Here is a 22,337-nt window from a genome sequence, read left to right as displayed (position 1 = left end):
GTGATCAGGAGCTTTGTGAGAGGCTCCCGGCGGGGCTGAACTGTCCTGCAATCCGCCGGGAGCCCGATCCTCGGACTTCAGCCATATTCGATCAGTGATTCAGGCCTTTTGCGGCAATCCAATCGTTAGCCACATCATCGAAGGACGCATGTTTTGCGAGACGCTCGTTCATCTTAATGAGATCTTGCGTCGACAGAGATGCGGAAACGGCATCCAATGTTTTGGCAACGATGGCGTTAGACTTCGATGTTGCAATCAATGGAACGATGTTTTGGGCGGGGAAGAGATTCTTTACATCTTCCAATGCGACGAGATCCTGCGTGGTGATTTCTGGATCGCTGGTGAACAGATCGGCAACCTGTATCTGTCCGTTCTTCAAGGCAGAAAGGGTTAGCGGACCGCCGGCGTCCAATCCCTTGAATGACTTGAATTTGAGATTGTAGACAGTCTTCAGGCCGACAACTCCTTCCTTACGGGTCTTCCATTCCGGCGGTCCGCCGAGGACGAACTCACCAGCGACCGGAGCGAGATCAGCGATTGTCTTTAGGTTGTACTTCGTCGCCGTGGAGCGCGTTACGACCAGCGTATCGGCATTCTGGGCCGTCGACGGCGTCAGAATGGAAATGCCCGAGGGCAGTGCGACCTTGAGGGCAGCCTCCACATCGGTTGAGGAATGCGCGGTTGCCTTCTTGTCGAGGTAGCTTAATAGGGCACCGGCATACTCCGGAAGCAAGTCGATCGACCCGTCGAGCAGCGCCGGCATGTAGACTTCGCGACTGCCGATGTTGGTTCGCAATGTGGTGACGATTCCCTTCGCCGTCAGAGCTTTGGCGTAGATCGTCGCAATTAGCTGGCTCTCGGGAAAGTCGCCCGAGCCGATTACGATCGTTGTGACGCCTTGCCCGGTTGGGACTCCCGATGCAGGCTGGCTCACGGCGGTTGTCGAGAGGCCTGAAAGAGCAAGGATGGCGCAGGCGCCTACCGCCGCGAGTGTCTTGATGACCATGCCGTTGTACTCCTAGACGTGTGGGCCGGAGATCGGGATGCGGGGACGCTCACAGGGGTGAGCGTCTTGAATGACGCTTCAGCCCTGGCGAGACGAAGAGGTGGGACAGGAGCCCGATCAGCAGATCGACGGCGAATGCGAGGAGACCGACGAGGATCGCTCCGGCCGCCATCTGTTGATAGTCGTTCTGCGCGCGCCCATCGATGATCAGCCGGCCGAGACCGCCGAGCGAGACGTAGGCCGCGATCGTCGCGGTCGAGATGATCTGTAGGGTTGCGCTGCGCAGGCCTGAGAAGATCAGGGGCAGGGCGCAGGGCAGTTCGACACCGAAGAGAATCTGCAGAGGCCGCTGACCCATGCCGCGGGCCGCATCCACCGCCTCCGGCTCCACGGCCCCGATACCTGCATAGGTCGCAGCCATGATCGGCGGGACCGCCAGCAGTACGAGGACGATCAGGCTCGGTAAGACGAAAGCGAGGTCGGATGCGAAGCTCGGCCCCAGCAGGATGACGAGCAGGACAATCAGCCCGAGAGTAGGCAGCGCTCTCAGGGCGTTGGCGACCCCCGCAACCACGACCACGCCGCGACGCGTATGGCCGACATAGAGGCCGATCGGCATCGCGATCAGGCAGGCGACGAAGAGGGCGATGCCGCTATAGGCGAGATGCTGGGCGAGGAGGACGGGAACGCCGTCCGGCCCACCCCAGTGCTCTGGATCCATGAACCAGGACACCATGGTCAGGGCCCTTTCCTTTGCCAGGGGGTGAGACGGTTGGCGAGCAACTGCACCAAGCCATCCAGCAGCGCCGCCAGAAGCACGCACAGGACGATGCCGACGATGATCGGTGTGAGGAAGTGAAGCTGCAGCCCCTGCGTGAAGAGCAGCCCGAGCTGAGGCGTGCCCACCAGGGCGGCCACCGAGACGATGCTGACGTTGGAGACGACGGCGACGCGCAGGCCCGCCGCGATGACCGGAACGGCCAGCGGCAGCTCCACGAGAAGGAAGCGCGCGGCGGGCCGGTAGCCCATGGCGCTGGCCGCCTGCAACACGGCCGGTGGGACCGCGCCGAGTCCGTCGCTGACCGTCCGCACGAGGAGCGCCAGCGAGTAGAGCGTCAGCGCGACGACGACGTTGAGCGGATCGAGGATCCGGGTGCCGAGCACCAGCGGAAGCAGGACGAACAGCGCCAGCGAAGGAATCGTATAGAGGAGGCCCGCGCCGCCGAGAAAAGCCGCCTGGAACAGGCCGAGATGCCGGGCGAGCCAACCGAGCGGAATCGCCAGCAGGAGCCCGATGATGACCGGGAGCGTGGACAGGCCGAGATGCCAGGCGAAGAGTTCCGAGATGCGGCCAGATTCTTGGTAGAGCCAGCCCCAAATCATGGCCGGGCTCCGCCGGCATGACCACCACGAACGCCCTCGATCGCCTCAACGACGCGCGCCATCGTAGCGGTGCCGGCAAGCTCGCCGGATGCGTGAACGACGACCCCGCGACCGGAAGGTGAGCTGAGAACCGCGTCCAGGAACTGCCGCAGGGAGCCGCCTTTCGATGCAAGCGTCCCGCCGAGATAGAGATCGCCCTCTCGCAGCGGTTGTCTGAGCGTCTCGACGTCTGCCCAGCCGAGCGGCTGGCCTGCCGCGTCTGCCACCAGAATCCAACGGTCTAGCGCCACCCTCCGAGCGGCGTCAGGCGTCGTGCCGAGCGATACCGTCGGCTCGGCGCAGAGCGGCAAGGCTGCATCGAAGTCGGAGAATCCCAGATGACGATACCCTCGGTCCCTTCCGAGGAAGTCGGCCACAAAAGCGTCGGCCGGGCGCGCCAAAAGATTTTGGGGCGTCGCGACCTGAGCCAGCGTGCCGCCCGTCCTGAGGACGGCGACCTGATCGCCGAGCTTCAAAGCTTCGTCTATATCGTGCGTGACCATGATGATGGTCTTGCCGATGTCCCGCTGGAGCCTCAGGAACTCGTCCTGGAGTTGCCCGCGCACCACTGGATCGACGGCGCTGAACGGCTCGTCCATCAGCATGAACTTCGGATCAGAGGCCAGAGCACGGGCTACGCCGACACGTTGCTGCTGGCCTCCCGACAACTGCCAGGGATAGCGGCTCGCGAAGTCGGCGGTTAGGCCGACGCGCTCGAGAAGTTCATGGGCAACCCGGAGGGCCTTGTCCTTCGGCAATCCGTTGAGACGTGCGGTGGTCGCGATGTTCTGGACGACGGTCCGATGGGGAAACAGGCCGGCATGCTGGATCACGTAACCGATCCTTCGGCGCAAGCGGACAACGTCGATGTTGTCCGTTGATTCTCCATCGAGCAGGATCTGACCAGAGGATGGAACGATCAGTCGGTTGACCATTCGCAGTAATGTCGTCTTCCCGCAGCCTGAAGGACCGACAAGGGCTGTCAGTTGACCGGTCGGCGCGGTAAGCGACAAGCCTCCAACCGCCGCCGTCATGCCCGGATAATGCTTGATGACGCTATCGAAGACGATCATTCGGTCATCTTACCCTTCAGACTCATCGCGCCAGCGGATGCCGCGCCGGAGAAATCGCCCGCGTCTCCGTTCGGGCTGTGGCGCTTCTCCTAATTGTCTATACAACGATGTCACAAAGCCGCAGATGCAACAAGCCCGATCGGTGAAAAAACTTGCACTCGAAGCGACGCCCCTTTTTTATGCAGAAGGGGTCATTATCGAGCAATTTGATCGGATTATTGCTGTTTCTGTAGAACTTCCGCGATGTACATCAGATGTTTGATCTCGATGTTGGCAACACAGTTGCCAGCGCGCTTCCCGTATTGGCTAGAGCGTCAACCGACCGGATTGAATGCCTGGGGCTTTGACGCGGGCGGGAATCCGATTCGATTCCCGGCTTTCCGAGGAGGAGAGCCGATGGTGTCTGCCCTGTCCGCCGATCTGCGCGAGCGTGTTGTGGCTGCGATCGAGGAGGGAGCCTCGCGACGGGAAGTCGCGCAGCGCTTTGGCCGACCACACCGGCATCCTGCTGCATGCGCGGGCCGCTCGTCTTCGACAACGACCGGCTGATCGCCGAGGCTGCGTTAGCGGGTGCTGGAGGACTGGTGCCCTGCCATTCCCGGCTGCTTCCTCCACTACCCGAGCCGCGATCCGATGCGCCCGGTGCTCCGCGCCTTCGATTTCGCCCGGACGACGAAAGTCTGACGAGCGCCGTTCAGCACTATGCCGCGCTCCGGCATGGGATGGCCTGCGGCTCGCGCGCCGTGTCGAGAAGCAGGACGCAGGTGGCCGGCGTGGTCGACCGGATATCGGGGACCGTCATAGTGACGCTGATCCTGGTCGCCGGGCGCCTGGGCTCGGGACACTGACGACCCGGGCTCATCCCGCCATCTTGAGGAGGGTCCGGTCCCGCAGCACATAATGATGGTACAGGGCGGCGATGGCATGGCCGAGGTTGAGCGGCCAGACGCGGTAAGCGCCGCCGTTCTTGTGGATGAAGTCCATCGGCGCCCCCATTCGTGAAAGCTCATGCCCAGCCCTCGCCCGACCAGCGTGGTAAAGGCGCGCGTGTCCTGGAACATGGGGATGTCGAGCACGAAGAACCATTCGGTCGGCACCGACGTGCCGAGATAGCCGGTCCCGGCATGACGATCAGCACCGCATAGAGCAGCAGGTGGCCCATATGCGCGGCGCGCTGCGCCAGCTTCGTGTCGGGTTCCGGGGCGGGCCGGCGATCGACCAGCATCCACGTCACGCGCAGCGTGGTGAGCCCCGAGATGCTGATCCCGAAGGAGAGGTGGAACTGGGGCGCGGTCCAGTTCGCCGGGGTCCGGCGATCGGTGAACCGGTGCCGGTAATAGACCGCGCAATAGACGCAAAGGAACGGCGCGGCGGTGGTCCAGTGGAATGCGCGGGCGACGCGGCCGTAGGAGCGTTCCGAGCCGCGCAGCGCGCCGCTTCCGTCTACGGGAGCGGCGTCGGCCGGGCGTCCGGTCACGTTGCCTTCATCAGGCCGTGCTGGACGAACAGCAGCGGCATGGCGACCGGCCTGTCATGGCATGGACTTGGAAAGAATCCAATTCGTCACACGTTTCGGCAGGACGTGAGGCAGCTTGATGATCCAGCGCATGATCATCGGGAATAGATAGTCAGGCTTCTCCTTGCGAAGCGCATAGATGATGTGCTGCACGGCCTTTTCCTCGGAGATCTCCAGTGGGGCCGGCATGCCGTCGTTGGCGGTGACGGCCGTCGCGACGAAACCGGGATAGACGGTAACAAATCGAATGCCGTGCGGGGCAAACTCGATGCGGCACGTATCGATCAGCAGCCGTGCCGCACCCTTGGCGGCCGAATAGGGGCCCTGGAGCGGAATGCCGAGGAAGCCGGCGAGCGAATTCGTATGCGCCACCAGTCCTCCGCCCTGTTTCATCATCTGCTGCAACGTCGGCATGAGATAGTTGACGACGACGTCGTAGTTGTTCCGCATGTACTGATTGACATTGATCGCATTCATCTTGGTGAGATCCAATGCGGGCGCGCCGCCCGCATTCAGGAACACCAAGTCGATGCGCCCGAACTTCTCGATGGTCGCCGCGACGATGGCGGCGGCGGCGGCATCGTCCGTGGCATCCGCGGCCATCGGTAGGCATCGTCCCCCCTTTGCCACGATCTCGGCAGCCAGCTCATCGAGGAGCGCTTGGCGCCGTGCCGTCGCAACGATGGTGGCTCCCTGTCGCGCCAGTTCGACCGCCGTGCCGCGTCCCATGCCGGAAGAAGCTCCGACGACGAGGATCACCTTGCCCGCAAAGTCCATCGATCCCCCCTGCCACAACTCAGATTCACCGACAAATGCCGGCATGGAAGACGCTGCCTTCCGGCAGTCGTCGAACCGCGAGGCCGCGGCACCGGACGGCCGCGATGACGACCCTTTCGGGTCCGGCACGGCGGGGCGGCCTCCGCCGGCACCATCCGAACGTCGCCGGCCACCCCGCGGACGTACCGTCGCGCGGCGGGATCGGCCACCTGCGCTCCGCCGCTTCGCTCAGTAGCCCGCCTTCATGACGGAGCGCTCGCCGCGTCCATGGCGCTCGGCCGCCTCGCCCTCGTCGCGGGACAGGCGCCGGTTCGCGATGAGACGCACCCACCACGGAACCCGTCTCACCCGCCGTCCCGTGGCGGCCGACAGCACGAAGGCCTGGGCGCACTTCTCCAAGAGTTCGGCATTCAGCAGCAGGCGCTCCAGGCCCATGCCGAAACACAGCACGCGGTCACCCCAGACGAGGGCGTTCGTACTCGCGCCGGGCACGGTCGGAACCGGACCGGCCGCGAGCGGGACCTCGCTGCCCAGATGGCGCACCTGCTCGTCGAACAGGGCCGGCATCGGCCGCCCGAGCCGGCCGATGGCCGCGCCCCAGCGCTGGCGGCCCTCGAGGATCGCGCCGACATCGCGGCGCGCGGCGTAGACCGCGTGGTGCGGGTCGCGCGCGACCGACCGGTCGAGAGACTCCCAAACCACGTCCTGCGCCGGACCGCCGTCCGCAGGGCGGGTAATCCGCACGATCTCGGCACGCTCGGGGATGCGCTGCGAGAGCGTATCCTCGGGTTGCATCAGCCCCTTGGCGGCGAGGCGCCCTGCGGCGTGGCGCAAGGTCTCCGCCACCGAATCCCGGCTCTCCATGGTCATCGTCAGACCAGCCGGAACACGTCTTCGAAGCGCGAGAGCGCGTCGTCGATGACCTCGTCGGTGTCGGCCATGCTCGTGTAGATGCGCGATCCGGCAAGCGTGAGGATGCCGTGGGCGAGGTAGGCCGCGCCCATCTCCTCCATCGCGTGCTTGCGGGCGGACGCCTCGCGCATCAGCTTGATCGGATTGCGCATGCTCATCAGCAGCACCGCGGAGGTCTGAAGGTGCACGATCGAGCCGAAATTGTAGGCGACGTAGGGCAGGCCGAGCCGGTCGATGATCTCGTTCAGTCCTTTGCGGAGCCGGTCGCCGGCCCGGCCGGCGGCGACCGCCGCGTTGGTCCGCGCCATCTCGTCGATCGCATAGTAACCGGCGAGGCAGGAGAGCGGGTTGGCCGACAGGGTGCCGCCGACGAAGGCGCGGCGGCTGCTCGTGCCGATGCCGCCGGCCAGCAGCATCATCACGTCCTTGCTGCCGCCGATGCCGCCGGCCATCAGATAGCCGCCGGTCAGGCACTTGCCGAACACCGTCAGATCGGGGCGGACGCCGAAGTAACCCTGCGCGCCGCCCATGCCGACCCGGAAGCCGGTCACGACCTCGTCGAAGATCAGCAGCGCGCCGAACTCGTCGCAGAGGGCGCGCAGCTTCGCGTTGTAGTCGCGCAGGACCGGGCGGGTGCCGCTCTCGGGCCCGAGCGGCTCGACGATGATGGCCGCGGTGCCGCCGCGCGCCCGGTTCAGCCACAGCTTGCGGCGCAGGGCGCCGAGATCGTTGGGGAAGACCTCCTGCGTGTAGGCGGTGGAGCCCTTCGGGATGCCGATCGCCTCGCGGCGTCCCGTGCCGGGAACCCGCATGCCGTAGACGAGCTGGTCGCTCCAGCCGTGATAGGCGCCGCCGACCTTGATGACCCACTTCTTGCCCGTGTAGGCGCGGGCCAGCCGGATGGCCCCCATCACCGCCTCGGTTCCGGAGCCGAGCATGCGGAACATCTCGATGTTCGGCATGTGCCGGCGGATCAGCTCGGCGAGCTTCACCTCGTACTCGTGGAACAGGCCCGTCACGGGGCCGCACGCGTCGAGAAGCTCGTGCACCTTCTCGCGCACGGGGAGGTAGTTGGAGCCCAGCAGCGTCGGGCCGCCAGCCTGCAGGAAGTCGATGTAGCGGTTGCCGTCGGCATCCCACATGTAGGCGCCGTCGCAGCGCGTGGCCGCCAGCGGGAAGGGGTGGTTGAAGGCGAGGTTGTGCTGCACGCCGCCGGGAATGACCTCCGCCGTGCGCGCGGCCAGCTCCTTCGAGGTCCGGCACTTCTGTTCGAAGTAGTCGAGTACCTTGGGCAGCGCGTCTTTCCGGATTCCGCGGACCGGCTGCTTGAGCAGCGCGTTCAGCCGATCCATCACCGCCGCGTTGTCGGGCCATTCGGAGATGGCGTAGGCCGCCCCCGGTACGGGATTCTGCATGTTCATGCGCGTGCTTCCTCCGCTCGGATTCCGTCCAGACAGGTGAGTGCGAGTTCCCGCAGGCCGGCATCGAGGCCGGGGCGGGAGGCGATGGCGTCGCGCAGGTGCGCGGCGGCGGACGCCTCGACCTCGGCCACCATGGCGGCGGCGTCGGCGAGGGTCGGCGCGGCGCAGATCACGCCGTGGCTCGCCAGCAGGAAGGCGTGGATGTCGGGGCGCAGGCTCCGGGCCAGCGCCTTGACCAGCAGGCCGGTCCCGGAGGGCCGGTAGGGGACGAGGCCGACATGGTCGCCGTACAGGGCGCGGTCCGTGCCCGGCCGCCACGCGAGGCGCTCGTGCAGCACCGCGACGGCGCTGGCGACCGGCTGGTGGGTGTGTACGCTCGCGCGTCGGTCCGGGCGGGCGGCGAGCAGCGCCGCGTGCAGGCCGCGCTCGACCGAGGCCGGCCGCGTGCCCGCAATCTGCTCGCGCGTGTCGAGCCGGAGCACGGCGATATCCGCCGCCGCCATGGCGGCGTAGTCGGTGGCCGAAGGCGTGATCGCGAAGTGCCGCTCGTCCACGCGCAGGGCGACGTTGCCGCCGGTGCCGGCCAGGAAGCCCCGGGCCGACAGGTCGCGGCAGGTATCGACGACCGCCTGCCGTTCCGTCAGGAAATCAGGCATGGTGCTGAGGAGTCCTCGTGCCGTTGAGCCGGCGGTAGAGTGGGCCCAGTCGCTGGTGGAGATCGGTGAAGAGTGCGAACCGGTCGTCGTAGAGCCGGCGCAGGGCCGGGTTCGGCTCGAAGACGCGGGCGATCCGGATGTGCCGGGCCGCCTCGGGAAAGTCCGTCAGGCCGAGCCCGACGCCGCCGATGATGCCTGCGCCGACCGCGTTGGCCTTGAGCGGCTCGTGCAGGCGGCGGATGGGCAGATCCAATGTATCGGCGAAGATCTGGCACCACGCGTCCGAGAGGGCGCCGCCGCCCAGGATCGTCAGGTGCTCGGTCCGGCGCCCGAGGAAGCGTCGCACCGGCTTCATCATCCAGCGGGTGTTGAGCGCCGTTCCCTCGAACACCGCCCGCGCCACCGTCTCGCGGGTGTGCTCCATGCTGAGGTTGAACAGGCAGGCGCGCAGCGAGCGGTCGTCGACGGGGCAGCGCTCGCCGAACAGCCAGGGCAGGTACATGGCGCCGTCGCTGCCGGGCGGGGTGCGGGCGACGATCTGGTCGAGGATCTCGTAGACGTCCGGCGCGGGCTCCGACGCGATCAGCCCGTCGTCGTGGAAGATGATGCGGTCCTTCAGGAAGGCGACGTTGTTCGCGCCGCTCGTCTGAAGGGCGATCATCATGTAGCGCGCGGACAGCGCGCACGGCACCGAGCCGATCTGATCGAGGATGTTGGTCTTCTTGAAGGGGACGTGGGCGCCGATCCAGGACGACGAGCCGACGTAGAGATGCGCGTCGTAGTCCGCGATCGTCCCCGCCCCGATCGCCGCCGCCGTGTTGTCGATCGCCCCGGCCACGACCACCGTCTCCGGCGACAGGCCGAGCTCCGCCGCCACGGCCGGGCGGAGCGTTCCGATGACGTCGGTGCAGCGCACGAGGTCCGGGAACTTTTCGCGGGCGATGCCGCTGCCGGCGATCAGGCCGTCGTGGTAGCGGATCGCGTCGGGGGAGCGGTTGTCCGTGACCCAGGAGGTCAGGATCGAGTCCTGGGTCGCCACGAAGCGCCCGGTCATCTTCAGGTTGAAATAGTCGAGGACGTTCAGGAATTTGTAGGTCCGCTCGTAGACGGCCGGGCGATGATCCCGGATGAAGAGCATGTGCCCGGCCGGGTCCTTTCCGGACAGGGCGGGCGCCCCCCCGCACAGCCGGATCCAGCGCTGCAGCCTGAACGGATCGTAGCCGGCGACGGTGAAGCGGCCGCCGAACTGCTTGGCCAGCGGCTGTGCCCCCCGCATGTCCATCCAGAGCACGGCGTTCATCAGGGGCTCGCCGTCCCGGTCGACCGGGATCGTTCCCTCCCCTTGCGTCGACGAGCACACGGAGCGGATATGCGAGCGCGGAACCGTGCCGCGTCCGAGAACCTCCCGGGTCGCCGAGACGAAGGCCTTCCACCACTCGCCGGGATCCTGCTCGGCGCCGACCTGATCGACCACGACGAGCGGCACCGGACGGAAGGCCCAGTCGACGACGACGCCGGTCAGGGAGACGAGGCCGACCTTGCAGCCGCTCGTTCCCAGATCGAGCGACAGGATATAGGCGTCGCCGTTGTTGTGGTCGGTGGGCTGCACCGTGCGTCCGTTCGAGGCTTTGACGATCGAGCCACGACGATAGCCGGCACCCTAGCGTTCTCTAAGGGCCGCATGGACCCAAACCAGGGTCTATTCCGGCCATAATCTGGCGGCGTCCGAGCGAACCGCGCCCGGCGTGCTGCCGGTCCAGCGCCGGAACGCACGGCGGAAGTTGTGAGCGTCCGTGAACCCGACGGCGAGGGCGATCTCGTCGAGCGTCAGCCCGGCATTGGCCAGGAGTTCCAGGGCCCGGTTCCGCCGCTGCCGATCGAGGAGATCCTGGAACGAGGTGTCGAACTCCGCCAGCCGCCGCCGCAGGGTCCGCTCGGACAGGCCGAGTTCCTGAGCGACGCGCTCGCAGTTCGGTGCCTGCCGAAGGTTCTGCCGCAGCACGCGCTCGACCGAGTCGATGATCTCCTGCGCCTCGCGGCAGCGGACACGATTGCGTTCGAGGAAGCTCATCACCTCGCGGTGACTCAGGGGATCCGAAGTCGTCAGCGGTCTGGCCCGTTCCTCCGCGTCGTAGACGAAGAGATTCTCGGTGCACCCGAAGCGGATCTCGCAGTCGAAGATCCGGCGATAGGCCTCCGCGCAGGCAGGGGGCGGATAGGCCAGCTCGATCCGCCGCGGCCGGAAGCGCTCGCCCACGAGCCCGCGCCCGATCTGCAGGAAGCTCGCGAACGCCTCTTCGACCAGGAAGATGTTGATGTCGGGGGCGTGGAACCGGCTGCTGGCCGAGACGATCACGTCCCGGCCGGAGATCCGCTTGTCGAACTCCAGCATGCTGCCGGTGTCCTTCTGCAGCGCGAGCCCGAGGTCGATCGCCGCGCCGACGGTGCGGCTGGTGATCATGGCGTAGCCGACGAGGCCGATGGAGGTGATCGTCTCGCGGCTGCCGGTCTCCAGCCCGAGGGCGTATCCCTTGGCCAGCCTGAGCGCGCGGCGGATGATCTCGTGCCCCTGGCGGAAGGAGACGCGGCAGCTCGGATCGGCGAGATCGTCCAGGGTCAGCCCGAACCCGAGGGTGATGCGCGACGGGTTGAAGCCCAGGTCTTCGAGCGTGGCCGCCAGGCAGCGGAGCAGGAAGACCGGGATGTTCGCGGTCACGTAGCGCGCATCCGCGGTCTCGTCCGGGGCCGCGCGGGATTCGGCCGGTTCGCCCCTCGGTGTCGCGGCCGGCTCGATCACGGCGCTTGTCTCGGATCGCGGCGCGTCCGGCTCGCCCCGTTTGGCCGAATGTGACCCGTGATTGTCACGACCGGCACCTTTCTGAGCCGGATCACCAGTCCTAACGTCCGAACGTGAAACATAAGACGATGCTTGTCGGTCTCGATGATATTTCGAGCTTAGGCTCTTTTCCATGATTGCTCAAGGCGAAGAAACACGGTCGTCGCGCAAGATGCTTTCGGTGAGCCGCATGAATCCCTGGGCACGACATCGCTCGATCGATACGGTTTCGTTGCCGGAGACGGCGGCGGGCCGCCGGCGCGATGCGATCCACGGCGCGGACCCGCGCTGCCACGGCGGCTCCGGCCTCCGTCCCCGGATCTGACGCCATGTCGACCGCCGTCCCGCCGTTCGCCCCGTTGCTCGATGCGCAACGCGCGGCCTTCATGCGGGACGGATCTCCGCCGCCCTCGGTCAGGCGCGATCGACTGAAGCGCCTCGAGACCCTGATCCGGTCCCGGAATCGTGACCTGTGCGCGGCGATCGCGCAGGATTTCTCGGGCCGCTCGGCGCACGAGACGGCGCTGCTCGAACTCGCGCCGCTGCTCCGGGCGATCGCCCATGCGCGGAGCGCGCTGAAACGCTGGATGGCGCCGGAGCGCCGCGCCACCGCGCTCGAATTCTGGCCGTTCCGCAATCAGGTGATCTACCAGCCCCTGGGCGTCGTCGGCATCATGGTGCCGTGGAACTATCCGCTGCTGCTGGCACTCGGACCGCTGGTCGACGTGCTGGCGGCCGGCAACCGCGCGATGATCAAACCGTCCGAACTGCTGCCGCGGACGGCGGAGGTTCTGCAGGAGGCGGTCTCCGAGGTCTTCGACCTCGAAGAGGTCTGCGTCGTCACGGGCGGCGTCGAGACGGCGGAGGCCTTCTCGCGCCTGCCGTTCGACCACCTCGTCTTCACCGGCTCGACGGCGGTGGGCCGCAAGGTGATGGCTGCGGCCGCCGAGAACCTGACGCCGGTGACGCTCGAACTCGGCGGCAAGTCCCCGGCGATCGTCGCACCGGACTATCCCCTGGCCGGCGCGGCGCGCGACCTCGTCTTCGGCAAGATGATGAATGCCGGTCAGACCTGCATCGCTCCGGACTACGTCCTGGCGCCGCGCGAGCGCATCGACGCCCTGGCCGAGCGCATCCTGGCCGAGATCGCGTCCTGCTATCCCCGCGGACGGGAGGGCGACTACACGAGCCTCGTCGGCGCGCACAACCACACCCGCCTCGCCCGCATGCTCGCGGAATGCCGGGAGCGCGGTGTGCGCGTCCTCAGCTACGATGCCGTCGCCGCGGGCGAGGCGACCCGGATGGCCCCGACCATCGTGCTCGACCCGCCCACGGACGCGCTGCTGATGCGCGAGGAGATCTTCGGGCCGATCCTGCCGATCCTTCCCTACGACCGGGTCGAAGACGCCATCCGATTCGTCCAGGCGCGGCCGCGCCCGCTCGCCCTCTACCTCTTCACCCAGAGCCGCGCGGTCCGGACGGCGGTCCTGGACGGGACGCTGTCGGGCAACGTCACCATCAACGGGACGCTGCTGCACATCGTCCAGGGCGACCTGCCCTTCGGCGGTGTCGGGCCGAGCGGGATCGGTGCCTACCACGGCCGCGACGGCTTCCGCCGATTCTCCCACGCCCGGGGCATCACCCGGGTGCGGGGCTTCAATCCGGCGCGCCTGGCCGCGCCTCCCTACGGACCGGTCGCACGGCTTCTTGCCCGCTTCATGATGCGGTGAGCCGCTGCGGGCCCGCCGCACCGGCACAAAAATGCAACAGCACAGGATCATTTCCATGTTTTGAGAATGCAGATTTTACATGCGCGGGCTTCCAGTGATATAGTAGTATAGACAGTTTTTGCTGAGGGGACATCGGGCAATGATCGGTATTAATAACGGCGCGACTCTGAGAAAGTATTCTGCCATTCTCTGCGCGCTCGGCTGGCTGAGTGCCGCGCCGGCCCATGCCGGCGGTTTCTCGCTGCCGGTCGCCGACACGGACATCCTGTTCACGGAAGGGAACTTCAGCATCCGAATCGGCGCCCTCGGGATCTTCCCGAACCAGAGCTTCTCGACGATCCGGGGGCAGCGGGTCGGATACGCCAACTACGTGGATCCGATTCCCGCGCCGAGCTTCGCCGTCAAGTTCCGGATCGCGCCGGAGCTCTCCTGCGCCTTCCACTTCTCGTACCCGTACGGCATCGAGGCGAGCTACAACCTCGCCGCGCAGAATGCTCAGGCACTCTCGTTCGCGGAGGTCGGCCTGCTGCCCAACGCGACGCGCAGCATCCGGCTGACGACCCAGGAATACGGCACCACCTGCGCCGCCAGCGCCAATGTCGGGCCCGGCAAGCTCTACGTGCTCGGCGGCGGCTTCCTGGAGGGCGTGCAGTACCGGGAGAACACCCGGCTCGGCACGCTGAACCTCGAACAGGACGCGAAGGCCGGGTACCGCGTCGGCCTGGCCTACGCGGTACCCGAATACGCGATGCGCATGCAGGTGATGTATCGCTCCGCGGTGGATCACGCGCTGACCGGCAATTTCACCCTGGGACCGCTGGCCTCGGCGATCGGGCTGTCCGGCGGACCGCTCGTCGCCACGGGCGCGGGGACGCTGCCGCAATCCGTCCGGGTCTACGCGCAGACCGGCATCGCCCCGCAATGGCTCGTCTACGGCGCGTTCACCTGGGTCAACTGGAGCGTGCTGCCGCAATTCGGCTTCACCATCGACCAGCTCGGACCGTCCAGCAAGATCCTGGGCCTGCGGGATGGCTTCACCACGCAGGTCGGCGTCGGTCACGCCTTCACCGACCGCCTGTCCGGCACGGTCAACCTGAATTGGGACACCAAGACCGGAAGCGCGGCCTTCATCCTGCCGGCCAGCGTCGGCGTCGGCCTGGGTCTCGAATACAAGACCGATTACGGCAAGATCGCCTCCGGCGTCCTGCTCGCGCGCTTGTCCGGCGGATCGCAGACGTTCGCCGCCGGTGCGACGGTCGACGGCACGGCGGGACCCGGCTACGCCGTCGTGACTGGCCTCTCGTACCTGCTGGACTTCTGAAGTCCGCCCGCGGCCCGACCCTCCTGCACCGTTCGCCATGTCGAGGATTCGATGACACCATCCTTCATCACCTTCGGCGATCGCATCGCCCGCACCGTCATGCGCACGCTCGGGAGCCTGCCGACCGGCATCCAGCGCCTGCTGGCAGGCACCCCGATCCGGATCGACGGTCAGACGCTGCATCCGACGGTCCAGCTCGGGATACGGCTGATCAAGCTGGTCGGGGGCGATACCTTCGAGACCAAGCCCTTGCCGGAGGGACGCAAGGAGATCGCGGTCGAGGCCTGGGTATTCGGCGACCCGCGCCCGGTCGGCTCGGTCCAGGATCTCACGGCCCCGGGACCACATGGCCCGGTCCCGGTTCGTCTCTACAAGCCCGAGGCGGCCGGCAAGGACCTGCCTCTCGTCGTCTACTATCACGGCGGCGGCTGGGTGCTCGGCGGCTTCGAGTCCTGTGACTCGCTCGTCCGCTTCCTGGTCGCCGAAGCCGGGGTTTGCGTCCTCTCGGTCGATTACCGGCTCGCGCCCGAGCACAAGTTCCCCAAGGGGCTGGACGACTCGCTCGCGGCCTTCGACTTCGCGGTCGCGAACGCGGCGTCCTGGGGCTGCGACCCGGATCTCGTCGGCGTGAGCGGCGAGAGCGCGGGCGGCAACCTGACGGCGGTGGTCTGCCAGATCGCGGCGGAGCGCGCCCGTACCCGCAAGGAGATGCCGGTTCCCGCCTTCCAAGCGATGCTGATGCCCGTCACCGACCTGTCCAGGGAAAGCGGGTCCTACGAGCTGTTCAAGGAAGGCTTCTTCCTCACCGCGGCCCAGATGCGCTGGTACAAGAACCACTACCTGTCCGATCCGTCCGAGGCCCTGGACCCGAGGGTGTCGCCGCTCCTGGCGGAGACGGTCGAGGGTCTGCCGCCGGCCTATGTCGGCGTGGCCGCCTTCGATCCGCTGCGCGACGAGGGAGAGGCCTATGCCAAACGGCTGGAGGACGCCGGCGTGCCGGTGATGCTGCGCCGCTTCCCCGGCGCGACGCATGCCCTGATCAACGCGCACGCGGTAGGCACGCTCGCGCGCGACATGAGCCTGGAGGTCTGTGGCGCCCTCGGCGTGCTGATCACGATGGCCAGAGCCCGCAGGACGGCTGGCTCCGGAGCGGCCACGACGGAGGCGGCCCCGATCCGCCTCACGGCCTAAATGCCGCTTGCCGTATCCCGCCCGCATGCCCCCCGCCGGAAGCGGGGCTTATCCTCGCCCTGCTGCCGGGAGACCCGGGATCCGGATACGACGCCGTTGTGCCGATTCCCGTTGCCGCCGCCCTGACTCCCGTTGCGGTCTTCACGGGCGGCCCTGGCCGCGATGCGTGCTGTGCGGCGGGAGCAGATCGGCGCCCCGGACTGGATGATCAGGGCCAGCGGCGTTCGCCGGCTCGATCCCGATCGCGGAGGAGGAGCCGGCGCTCCCGCCCGTCCCGGTCCAAGCGGGCAGGCGGGACCTGCTGATCCCGGAAATCCGCCAGATCCTCGACGGGACGGGCCGCATCGCCGGCGCCCTCTCCCCACGGGCATCCGCCCGACCCGGCGGCCCGCTCGCATCTGCGCACATCCGGGCGCGTTCCCTGCCGAGAAGGCTTGTTCGATGAATCGGCCGAACCGCACGTCCGAGATCTACCCGACCGCCCACAGGCGCGCCGCGTTGATCGGTCCCGGCCGCGTCGTCGTGTTGGTGGTCGCCGCCGCCGCCCCGCTGGCGGCCCTGATCGGCAACATGCCGCTCGCCCTGTCGCGGGAAGCGGGGCTGTCCATGCCCGGGGCCTTCGCGCTGGTCGGCCTAACGCTGGCCTGCTTCGCCGTCGGCTACACCGCGCTCAGCCGCGAGATCGTCAGCAGGGGCGCCTTCTACACGCAGGTGGGCCAGGGCCTGGGCCGGCCCGCCGGCGTCGTCGCGGCCTATGCGGCGGCGATCGCCTACGCGGCCTACGCCGTCGGGACCGCGGCCGGGTTCGGCTACTTCGCCGCGCTGGTCCTGCACGAGGCCGGCATCGAGGTCTCCTGGCTCGCCTGCGCCGCGGCGGGCATCGGCCTCATCGGCCTGCTCGGATACCGCTCGCTCGATCTCTCGGCCAAGCTCCTGACCTGGCTGCTGTCGGCGGAGTTCGCCGTCCTCTTGGTCTTCGAGGCTCTCGTGATCGCGCAGAAGGGCCTGGGCGCGTTCCCGCCGGATGTCTGGAGCCTCGCCCACCTCGCCGATCCGGGCATCGGCGCCGTCATCCCCTTCGCCATCGTCTGCTTCGTCGGCTTCGAGGCCGTGGCGCTCTACGGCGAGGAGACGCGCGATCCGCGGCGCGCCATCCCGCAGGCGACCTACGCGGCGCTCGGCCTCGTCGGCGTGTTCTATCTCGCCTCCGTCTGGATCATCATCGGCGCGGCCGGTCCCGAGGCGGTCCGCGCGCTCGCGCAGCGCGAGTCGGGCAACTTCCTGTTCACCCTGGCGACCGCCTACGGCGGCGAGGGGCTGGCCGCGACCTTCGGCATCCTCCTGGTCCTGAGCATCCTGGCAAGCTTCCTGGCGGTCCACAACGCCGCGAGCCGTTACGTGTTCGCGCTGGCCAGCGACCGCCTGTTGCCGACGACGTTCGCGCGCTTCCATCCCGATCACCACTCGCCCCACGTCGCGAGCATCGCAATGACGGGGCTCGAGACCGCGCTGGTGATCGGTCTCGGCCTCTGCGGCGTCAGCCCGTATCTCGGCATCGCATCGTCAATGATCGGTCTCGGAACGATCGGCATCATCGCCATGCAGATCGCCTGCGCGCTCGCCGTGATCGGCTTCTTCCGGACTGTGCGCCCGTCACGACCGCTCGCCACGAAGATCCTGCCCGCGGTCGCGGCCCTGGGCCTGACGGCCTTCCTCGTGCTGGTCACGCTGAACTACGGCACGCTGACCGGCACCGACAATCCGGTCGTCAACAGCCTGCCCTGGCTGTTCCTGCCGCTCGCCGCCGTCGCGGTCGGCTATGCCCGCTGGCTGAAGCGGAAGCGGCCGGGCGCCTACGCGCAGATCGCCGCGACCGAGTACCGCCCGGTGCGCACGCGCGCGGCCGTGCCGGTGGAGACCTACCGCAACCGCTACTGCATCGTCGGCGCCGGGCCGAGCGGTCTCATCATGGCGCGGGCCCTCCTCGCGGAAGGCGTTCCGTTCGATTGCTTCGAACGGCACGGCGACGTGGGCGGATTGTGGGATCCCGACAACCCCGGCACGCCGATCTACGAGAGCGCCCACTTCATCTCGTCGAAGTGGACCTCGTACTTCTACGGCTTCCCGATGCCGGAGCACTACCCGGACTACCCGTCCTGCCGGCAGATCCTCGACTACATCCGCAGCTTCGCCCGCGCCTACGGGCTCTACGAGCACGTGACCCTGAACACCGCGGTGACGTCGGCCGAGCCGGCCGAGGGCGGCTGGCGGGTCACGCTGTCGACGGGCGAGGTGCGCCGCTACGCCGGCGTCATCGCCTGCCCCGGCGTGACGTGGCATCCGAATCTGCCGGAGATCCCCGGTCGCAGCGCGTTCCGCGGCGAGGTTCTCCACTCGGTGGCGTATACCCGGCCGCAATCCTTCGCCGGCAAGCGCGTGCTCGTCGTCGGCGCCGGCAATTCGGGCGTCGACATCGCCTGCGACGCCGCGAAGTTCGGCCGCAGCGCCTTCTTCAGCGTGCGGCGCGGCTACCGCTTCATCCCCAAGCACCTCTTCGGCGTGCCGACCGACCTGATGATGAGCGGGCAGGTTCCTCCACCGCGGGGCATCGCCGTGTCGGGCGATGTCGGGGCCATGCTCGACACGCTGAACGGCGACCTGACCCGCCTCGGCCTGCCGAAGCCGGATCACGATGCGCTGTCCAGCCACCCGATCATGAACACGCAGATCCTGCACCATCTCAGCCACGGCGACCTGATCGCGAAGCCCGACATCGCGGCCTTCCGCGCCGACGGCGTGGTTTTCCGCGACGGCTCGGAGGAGGCGGTCGACGTGGTGGTGCTCGCCACCGGCTACGTCTACGCCATGCCCTTCTTCGACCCCGCTCTGTTCGCCTGGAACGGAGGCCGTCCTCAGCTCTACCTCAACGTGCTCCACCGCCAGCGGCGTGGCCTCTACGTCCTCGGCTTCACCGAGTTCGCGGACGCGGCCTACCGTCGTTTCGACGAGATGGCGCAGTTGATCGTCGCCGACATCCACGCGACCGAGACCGGCCACGGCCGCGACTGGCTCGACGGACGCCGCAGGGACCATTTCCCGGATCTGCGCGGGGGCAGGACCTACGTCGAATCTCCCCGCCACACCAACTACGTTCACACCGCGACCTTCCGGAGGCTGATGTCGGAGGTCCGCCGCCGGCTCGGCTGGCCGGATCTCGACGATGCGTCTTTCGAGGGGCTCCGTCGCGACCACGACCACGTGCAGGCGTTCACGCCGCGTCCGGACAAAGCCGGCCCGGCAGCGGCGAACGTCAGCCGAACTCGAGCAGTTGGAGCGGTGGAGTGAGCAACCCTTTGAGCAGAATCGCCATCGTCACGGGAGCGGCCGGCGGGATCGGCCGCGTTCTGACTCGACGTCTGATCGAAGGTCATTTCCACGTGGTGATGCTGGACATCGATGACGCCGGGCTCGCGGACTGCCAGCGCGCGTTCGGCGACGAGGTGACGACCCTGCGGTGCGACGTGACCGATCCCGCCTCCGTGGCGGAGGCGGCCGCCGCGACCCAGGCTCGCTTCCCCTGTGTCCATGCGATCGTCAACAACGCCGGCTGCATCGTGCCCGGACCGTTCCGCAGGGCGAGTTCCGGGGCGATCGAGCGGCAGATGGAGATCAATCTCCTCGGCCCGATCCGCGTGCTGGCGGCCTTTCTGCCACAGGTCTCGACGGGCGGATCCATCGTCAACGTCGTCTCGATGGCGGGTATCTTGCCGCTGAAGAACAGCGCGATCTACTCGGCCGGCAAGTTCGGCCTGCGCGGCCTCACGCTGGCCCTGGCGCTCGAGATGCGCGAGCGCGGAATCGCCGTCTCGGGCGTCTATCCCTCCTCGGTCGACACGAAGATGCTGCTGGCCGAGGCCCGTGCCGGGGGATCGCCCCTGAACTTCCTCGCGGAACCGTTGGCGCCCGAAACGGTCGTCAAGGGTATCATGCGGGCGATCCGGGAGGGCGGGTTGGAGTATTACGCGCCCTATGGCGACGGCTTTCTCTCTCGCCTCTGCGCCTTCTTCCCGTGGATTCTGCCGCGGCTGCTGCCGGCCTTCGAGAGACAGGGAGCCGCCAGGATGCGGCGCTATCTGGCCAAGCACCAGTCCAGTCCTGAGTGCCGCCGCTGCGAATGGCCGGTCCCGTCGAGACGTGACGGCCGACATCCTACCGGGCCGGACCGCGCAACAGGGACGCACTCGGACGGCAGTCGCGGTTATCGACCGATCCTGTCAGGCATCCGTCAGTGCTGCTGCACACATCTTCACGGAATTGATGCGGTTCGCCACGGGAACGGGTTGCTCCGCCCCTCCGCTTCGGACGCGAGCAGACCGATTGCGTCCTCGGCGTACACGAGCCGCCCTCCTTCTCATGTCGGCATAGAGCGACATGGCAATCCGGCAGGCCCCAACCAAGGTCGTCGATTCACCGGTGAACCCAAAGGAAAACACTCGGTGGTACGATCGATCGCTACCTCGGCACCGGGCTGCGTCCACGGCTGCCAGAACCGAAGACGCTTCTGAGCACCGACCAGGTCGAAGGACTGAGGCCTTGATCGCTCCGCAGGCGGCGGCCGTCGGCGCGATCCAGCCTTTCGAACTCGACGGCGCAGCGCTGAAGCGCCAGTCCCGCTCTGTCCTTCATCGGCATCGATCTCTGCGCCCTCGCCCCGGCCGACTCGAAGCGCAGACAGGATGCGAGATCCTCTTTCAGGTTGTCGAAGGGAGCGGCCTCCGCGGCCGATACGAGGGTCAGGAGAAACAAGGCGGCACGTGCGGACACGGGACGGCTCCGTTCGAGATCGACTGATGCGGATAACGCGCTGCCGGGCCGAACGTGGCCAAGCCATCGGTGCCGGAGCCGACGATCCACATCCAAGACGCCGACAAGACGCTGACCTTCACGGCTCACGCGCAAGGAGGCGCTCACCGCTCACCGGGGGATCCGAAGACGGACCAACCCCATCGACCTACGGGGCCGTCCTTCGAGAGCCTCAGGATGAGGCCGATCTGCAAGGTCCTGCCGATCGCCCCGTCGACGTACTACGCTCATGCTGCGCGGCGGGTCGATCCCGGCAAGCTGCCGGCCCGGACTCGCTCGGACGCGGCACTGATGGTCGAGATCCGGCGCGTGTTCGAAGGAAAACTTCTGCGTCTACGGCGTGCGCAAGGTCTGGCGGCAACTCGTCCGGGAAGGGATCCCGGCGGCCCGTTGCACGGTGGCGCGGCTGATGCGGGTCACGGGGCTGGAGGGTATCGTGCGGGGCAAGAAGGTTCGCACCACGATCCCCGACCCGGCCGCCATCTGTCCGCGCGACCGGGTGATCCATTGATCCGGACCGTGGCGCAGCTTCGAGGCGGTGGAGTTCGCCACCCTCGAATGGGTCGACTGGTTCAACACCCGCCGCCTGCTCGAACCGGTCTGGAAATGTACCTCCCGCCGAAGCCGAAGCGCGCTACTTTACTCAAGGAGGCGCAGGCCTTGGCTGCGTGACCCAAATCAAACGGCCTCCGGGAAACCCGACCCGGTTCACTCTATTGCCGATACACTTCCCGCTTCCGCACACACCGACAGACTCGAGCGAAGAAGCCCGGCACCGGTTCCACCGGCTCCGGGCTTTTCGATCCGTCGGGGCAGATCAGGCGGGATCAGGCCCAGTCGTCGTCGCCGCCGTCGCCGAGATCGCCGCCGAAGTCACCGCCGGAATCGCCGCCGAACGAGGCATCCTGGAAGCCGCCGTCGCTGCCGCCCAGCGCCGAGCCGAGATCCTGGTCGCCCCCGCCGCCGAAGTCGTTGTTCTCGACGATCGTCTCGCCGCCCCCGCCGAGGCCTGCCGCGGCGGCGCTGCCGAGGGCGGAATGGCCGCCTGCGAAGGCGTTGGAGAGGGCGCTGCCGAGCAGCATGCCGCCGGCCGCACCGGCCGCCATCGGCAGGGCGGTGGCGAGGAAGCCGCCGCCGCCGCGGGCCGGCTGCTGCGGCTGGCCACCCCAGGGGCCGCCTTGAGGTGCACTGCCGTACCCGCCGGGCTGGCCGTAACCCTGCTGCGGACCGCCGTATCCGCCCTGCTGGCCCCAGGGCTGGCCGGCCGGGCGCTGCGGCTCGGAGCGCTGGCCGCCGCCGAAGATGCTCGATAGGAAGCCGCCGCCCGAGGGCTGGGACTGGGCTTGGCTGCGGGCCTGCTCGAGCTGCTGGTTGAGACTCTTGATCGCCTCCTCCTGCACGTAGATCAACTGGGCCATCGCGTAGGGGGCGTAGGGCTGGCTGCGCAGCTTCTCGGCGATGAAGCGCTCGGCATCGGCGTCACGGGGCTGGCCGGAGGCCTGTTCGAGGCGCTGGAAGATGCCGTTGATGATGTCGCGTTCTTCGCTGTTCATGGAGCCGTCCTCCTGAAGGCGCCGACGGCGTCGTCACCGCACGGCGGTTACGAGATGGGG

Annotated in this window: 18 protein-coding genes and 2 pseudogenes; 7 read left to right on the top strand and 13 right to left on the bottom strand. The window is 67.7% G+C overall.

The window, feature by feature from the left end; all coding sequences use genetic code 11:
* Positions 1-91 precede the first annotated feature (91 nt).
* From PGN25_07920 to PGN25_07905, 4 genes are read right to left on the bottom strand one after another with little or no spacing between them, the layout of a single operon-like run.
* Positions 92-1,006: an ABC transporter substrate-binding protein gene (locus tag PGN25_07920; protein MEH3117522.1), complete on the bottom strand. Its 915-nt coding sequence runs from the start codon at positions 1,004-1,006 to the stop codon at positions 92-94.
* A gap of 49 nt (positions 1,007-1,055) precedes the next feature.
* On the bottom strand, positions 1,056-1,742 hold the full coding sequence (locus PGN25_07915) for an ABC transporter permease (GenBank protein MEH3117521.1): 687 nt from the start codon (positions 1,740-1,742) through the stop codon (positions 1,056-1,058).
* 2 nt (positions 1,743-1,744) lie between these two features.
* The gene (locus tag PGN25_07910; protein ID MEH3117520.1) at positions 1,745-2,389 is read right to left on the bottom strand and encodes an ABC transporter permease subunit; all 645 of its coding nucleotides are present in this window, start codon (positions 2,387-2,389) and stop codon (positions 1,745-1,747) included.
* Positions 2,386-3,501: an ATP-binding cassette domain-containing protein gene (locus PGN25_07905; GenBank protein MEH3117519.1), complete on the bottom strand. Its 1,116-nt coding sequence runs from the start codon at positions 3,499-3,501 to the stop codon at positions 2,386-2,388. Before PGN25_07905 ends, PGN25_07910 begins: the two co-directional genes overlap by 4 nt.
* Before the next feature lie 567 nt (positions 3,502-4,068).
* Between PGN25_07905 and PGN25_07900 the strand changes: the two are divergent.
* Positions 4,069-4,185: pseudogene (locus PGN25_07900) on the top strand (LysR family transcriptional regulator).
* 174 nt (positions 4,186-4,359) lie between these two features.
* On the opposite strand, the gene PGN25_07895 reads toward PGN25_07900, so the two are convergent.
* From PGN25_07895 to PGN25_07860, 8 genes are all read right to left on the bottom strand, one after another.
* Complete coding sequence (locus tag PGN25_07895) at positions 4,360-4,485, bottom strand: hypothetical protein (GenBank protein MEH3117518.1); 126 nt, start codon at positions 4,483-4,485, stop codon at positions 4,360-4,362.
* Positions 4,486-4,507: 22 nt separating this feature from the next.
* Complete coding sequence (locus PGN25_07890) at positions 4,508-4,978, bottom strand: cytochrome b/b6 domain-containing protein (protein MEH3117517.1); 471 nt, start codon at positions 4,976-4,978, stop codon at positions 4,508-4,510.
* 54 nt (positions 4,979-5,032) lie between these two features.
* Positions 5,033-5,839, bottom strand: a complete 807-nt coding sequence (locus PGN25_07885) for an SDR family NAD(P)-dependent oxidoreductase (GenBank protein MEH3117516.1) — start codon at positions 5,837-5,839, stop codon at positions 5,033-5,035.
* A gap of 183 nt (positions 5,840-6,022) precedes the next feature.
* Entirely contained in the window at positions 6,023-6,658 is a 636-nt protein-coding gene (locus PGN25_07880; GenBank protein ID MEH3117515.1) for a hypothetical protein, read from the bottom strand.
* An 8-nt stretch (positions 6,659-6,666) separates the two neighbouring features.
* Positions 6,667-8,127: an aminotransferase class III-fold pyridoxal phosphate-dependent enzyme gene (locus PGN25_07875; protein MEH3117514.1), complete on the bottom strand. Its 1,461-nt coding sequence runs from the start codon at positions 8,125-8,127 to the stop codon at positions 6,667-6,669.
* Positions 8,124-8,783: a class II aldolase/adducin family protein gene (locus PGN25_07870; protein ID MEH3117513.1), complete on the bottom strand. Its 660-nt coding sequence runs from the start codon at positions 8,781-8,783 to the stop codon at positions 8,124-8,126. Before PGN25_07870 ends, PGN25_07875 begins: the two co-directional genes overlap by 4 nt.
* Positions 8,776-10,392 carry an FGGY-family carbohydrate kinase gene (locus PGN25_07865; protein MEH3117512.1) on the bottom strand — a complete coding sequence of 539 codons (1,617 nt, stop codon included), beginning with the start codon at positions 10,390-10,392 and terminating at the stop codon, positions 8,776-8,778. Before PGN25_07865 ends, PGN25_07870 begins: the two co-directional genes overlap by 8 nt.
* Before the next feature lie 90 nt (positions 10,393-10,482).
* A complete protein-coding gene (locus PGN25_07860) occupies positions 10,483-11,580 on the bottom strand; it encodes an AraC family transcriptional regulator (GenBank protein ID MEH3117511.1) in 1,098 nt (365 codons plus the stop codon).
* Positions 11,581-11,948: 368 nt separating this feature from the next.
* Here PGN25_07860 and PGN25_07855 point away from each other — a divergent pair, with 368 nt between their 5' ends.
* The 6 genes and pseudogenes from PGN25_07855 to PGN25_07830 all read left to right on the top strand — a co-directional run bounded on the left by PGN25_07855 (position 11,949) and on the right by PGN25_07830 (position 21,396).
* Positions 11,949-13,349, top strand: coding sequence for a coniferyl aldehyde dehydrogenase (locus tag PGN25_07855; GenBank protein MEH3117510.1), 1,401 nt, complete (start codon positions 11,949-11,951; stop codon positions 13,347-13,349).
* Positions 13,350-13,488: 139 nt separating this feature from the next.
* On the top strand, positions 13,489-14,670 hold the full coding sequence (locus PGN25_07850) for a long-chain fatty acid transporter (protein ID MEH3117509.1): 1,182 nt from the start codon (positions 13,489-13,491) through the stop codon (positions 14,668-14,670).
* Between the two features lie 51 nt (positions 14,671-14,721).
* Positions 14,722-15,861 carry an alpha/beta hydrolase gene (locus PGN25_07845; protein ID MEH3117508.1) on the top strand — a complete coding sequence of 380 codons (1,140 nt, stop codon included), beginning with the start codon at positions 14,722-14,724 and terminating at the stop codon, positions 15,859-15,861.
* 441 nt (positions 15,862-16,302) lie between these two features.
* Positions 16,303-19,206 carry an NAD(P)-binding domain-containing protein gene (locus PGN25_07840; protein MEH3117507.1) on the top strand — a complete coding sequence of 968 codons (2,904 nt, stop codon included), beginning with the start codon at positions 16,303-16,305 and terminating at the stop codon, positions 19,204-19,206.
* Positions 19,203-20,426, top strand: coding sequence for an SDR family NAD(P)-dependent oxidoreductase (locus PGN25_07835; GenBank protein ID MEH3117506.1), 1,224 nt, complete (start codon positions 19,203-19,205; stop codon positions 20,424-20,426). The genes PGN25_07840 and PGN25_07835 overlap by 4 nt, the downstream gene beginning before the upstream one ends.
* 475 nt (positions 20,427-20,901) lie before the next feature.
* Positions 20,902-21,396: pseudogene (locus PGN25_07830) on the top strand (IS3 family transposase).
* Between the two features lie 155 nt (positions 21,397-21,551).
* Here the strand turns inward: PGN25_07830 and PGN25_07825 are convergent.
* Positions 21,552-22,277, bottom strand: coding sequence for a DUF2076 domain-containing protein (locus tag PGN25_07825; GenBank protein MEH3117505.1), 726 nt, complete (start codon positions 22,275-22,277; stop codon positions 21,552-21,554).
* Between the last annotated feature and the right edge of the window lie 60 nt (positions 22,278-22,337).

The organism is Methylorubrum populi (assembly GCA_036946625.1).
GTDB lineage: Bacteria > Pseudomonadota > Alphaproteobacteria > Rhizobiales > Beijerinckiaceae > Methylobacterium > Methylobacterium populi_C.
The sequence above is the reverse complement of the archived record's forward strand: the minus strand, read 5'-3'. Positions and strand labels throughout refer to the sequence as shown.

Coding starts and splice junctions, on each gene's coding strand:
- PGN25_07910 (MEH3117520.1), bottom strand. CDS start 2,389: ATGATTTGGGGCTGGCTCTACCAAGAATCTGGCCGCATCTCGGAACTC.
- PGN25_07905 (MEH3117519.1), bottom strand. CDS start 3,501: ATGATCGTCTTCGATAGCGTCATCAAGCATTATCCGGGCATGACGGCG.
- PGN25_07880 (MEH3117515.1), bottom strand. CDS start 6,658: ATGGAGAGCCGGGATTCGGTGGCGGAGACCTTGCGCCACGCCGCAGGG.
- PGN25_07840 (MEH3117507.1), top strand. CDS start 16,303: ATGAATCGGCCGAACCGCACGTCCGAGATCTACCCGACCGCCCACAGG.
- PGN25_07875 (MEH3117514.1), bottom strand. CDS start 8,127: ATGAACATGCAGAATCCCGTACCGGGGGCGGCCTACGCCATCTCCGAA.
- PGN25_07895 (MEH3117518.1), bottom strand. CDS start 4,485: ATGGACTTCATCCACAAGAACGGCGGCGCTTACCGCGTCTGGCCGCTC.
- PGN25_07825 (MEH3117505.1), bottom strand. CDS start 22,277: ATGAACAGCGAAGAACGCGACATCATCAACGGCATCTTCCAGCGCCTC.
- PGN25_07850 (MEH3117509.1), top strand. CDS start 13,489: ATGATCGGTATTAATAACGGCGCGACTCTGAGAAAGTATTCTGCCATT.
- PGN25_07915 (MEH3117521.1), bottom strand. CDS start 1,742: ATGGTGTCCTGGTTCATGGATCCAGAGCACTGGGGTGGGCCGGACGGC.
- PGN25_07920 (MEH3117522.1), bottom strand. CDS start 1,006: ATGGTCATCAAGACACTCGCGGCGGTAGGCGCCTGCGCCATCCTTGCT.
- PGN25_07870 (MEH3117513.1), bottom strand. CDS start 8,783: ATGCCTGATTTCCTGACGGAACGGCAGGCGGTCGTCGATACCTGCCGC.
- PGN25_07845 (MEH3117508.1), top strand. CDS start 14,722: ATGACACCATCCTTCATCACCTTCGGCGATCGCATCGCCCGCACCGTC.
- PGN25_07885 (MEH3117516.1), bottom strand. CDS start 5,839: ATGCCGGCATTTGTCGGTGAATCTGAGTTGTGGCAGGGGGGATCGATG.
- PGN25_07855 (MEH3117510.1), top strand. CDS start 11,949: ATGTCGACCGCCGTCCCGCCGTTCGCCCCGTTGCTCGATGCGCAACGC.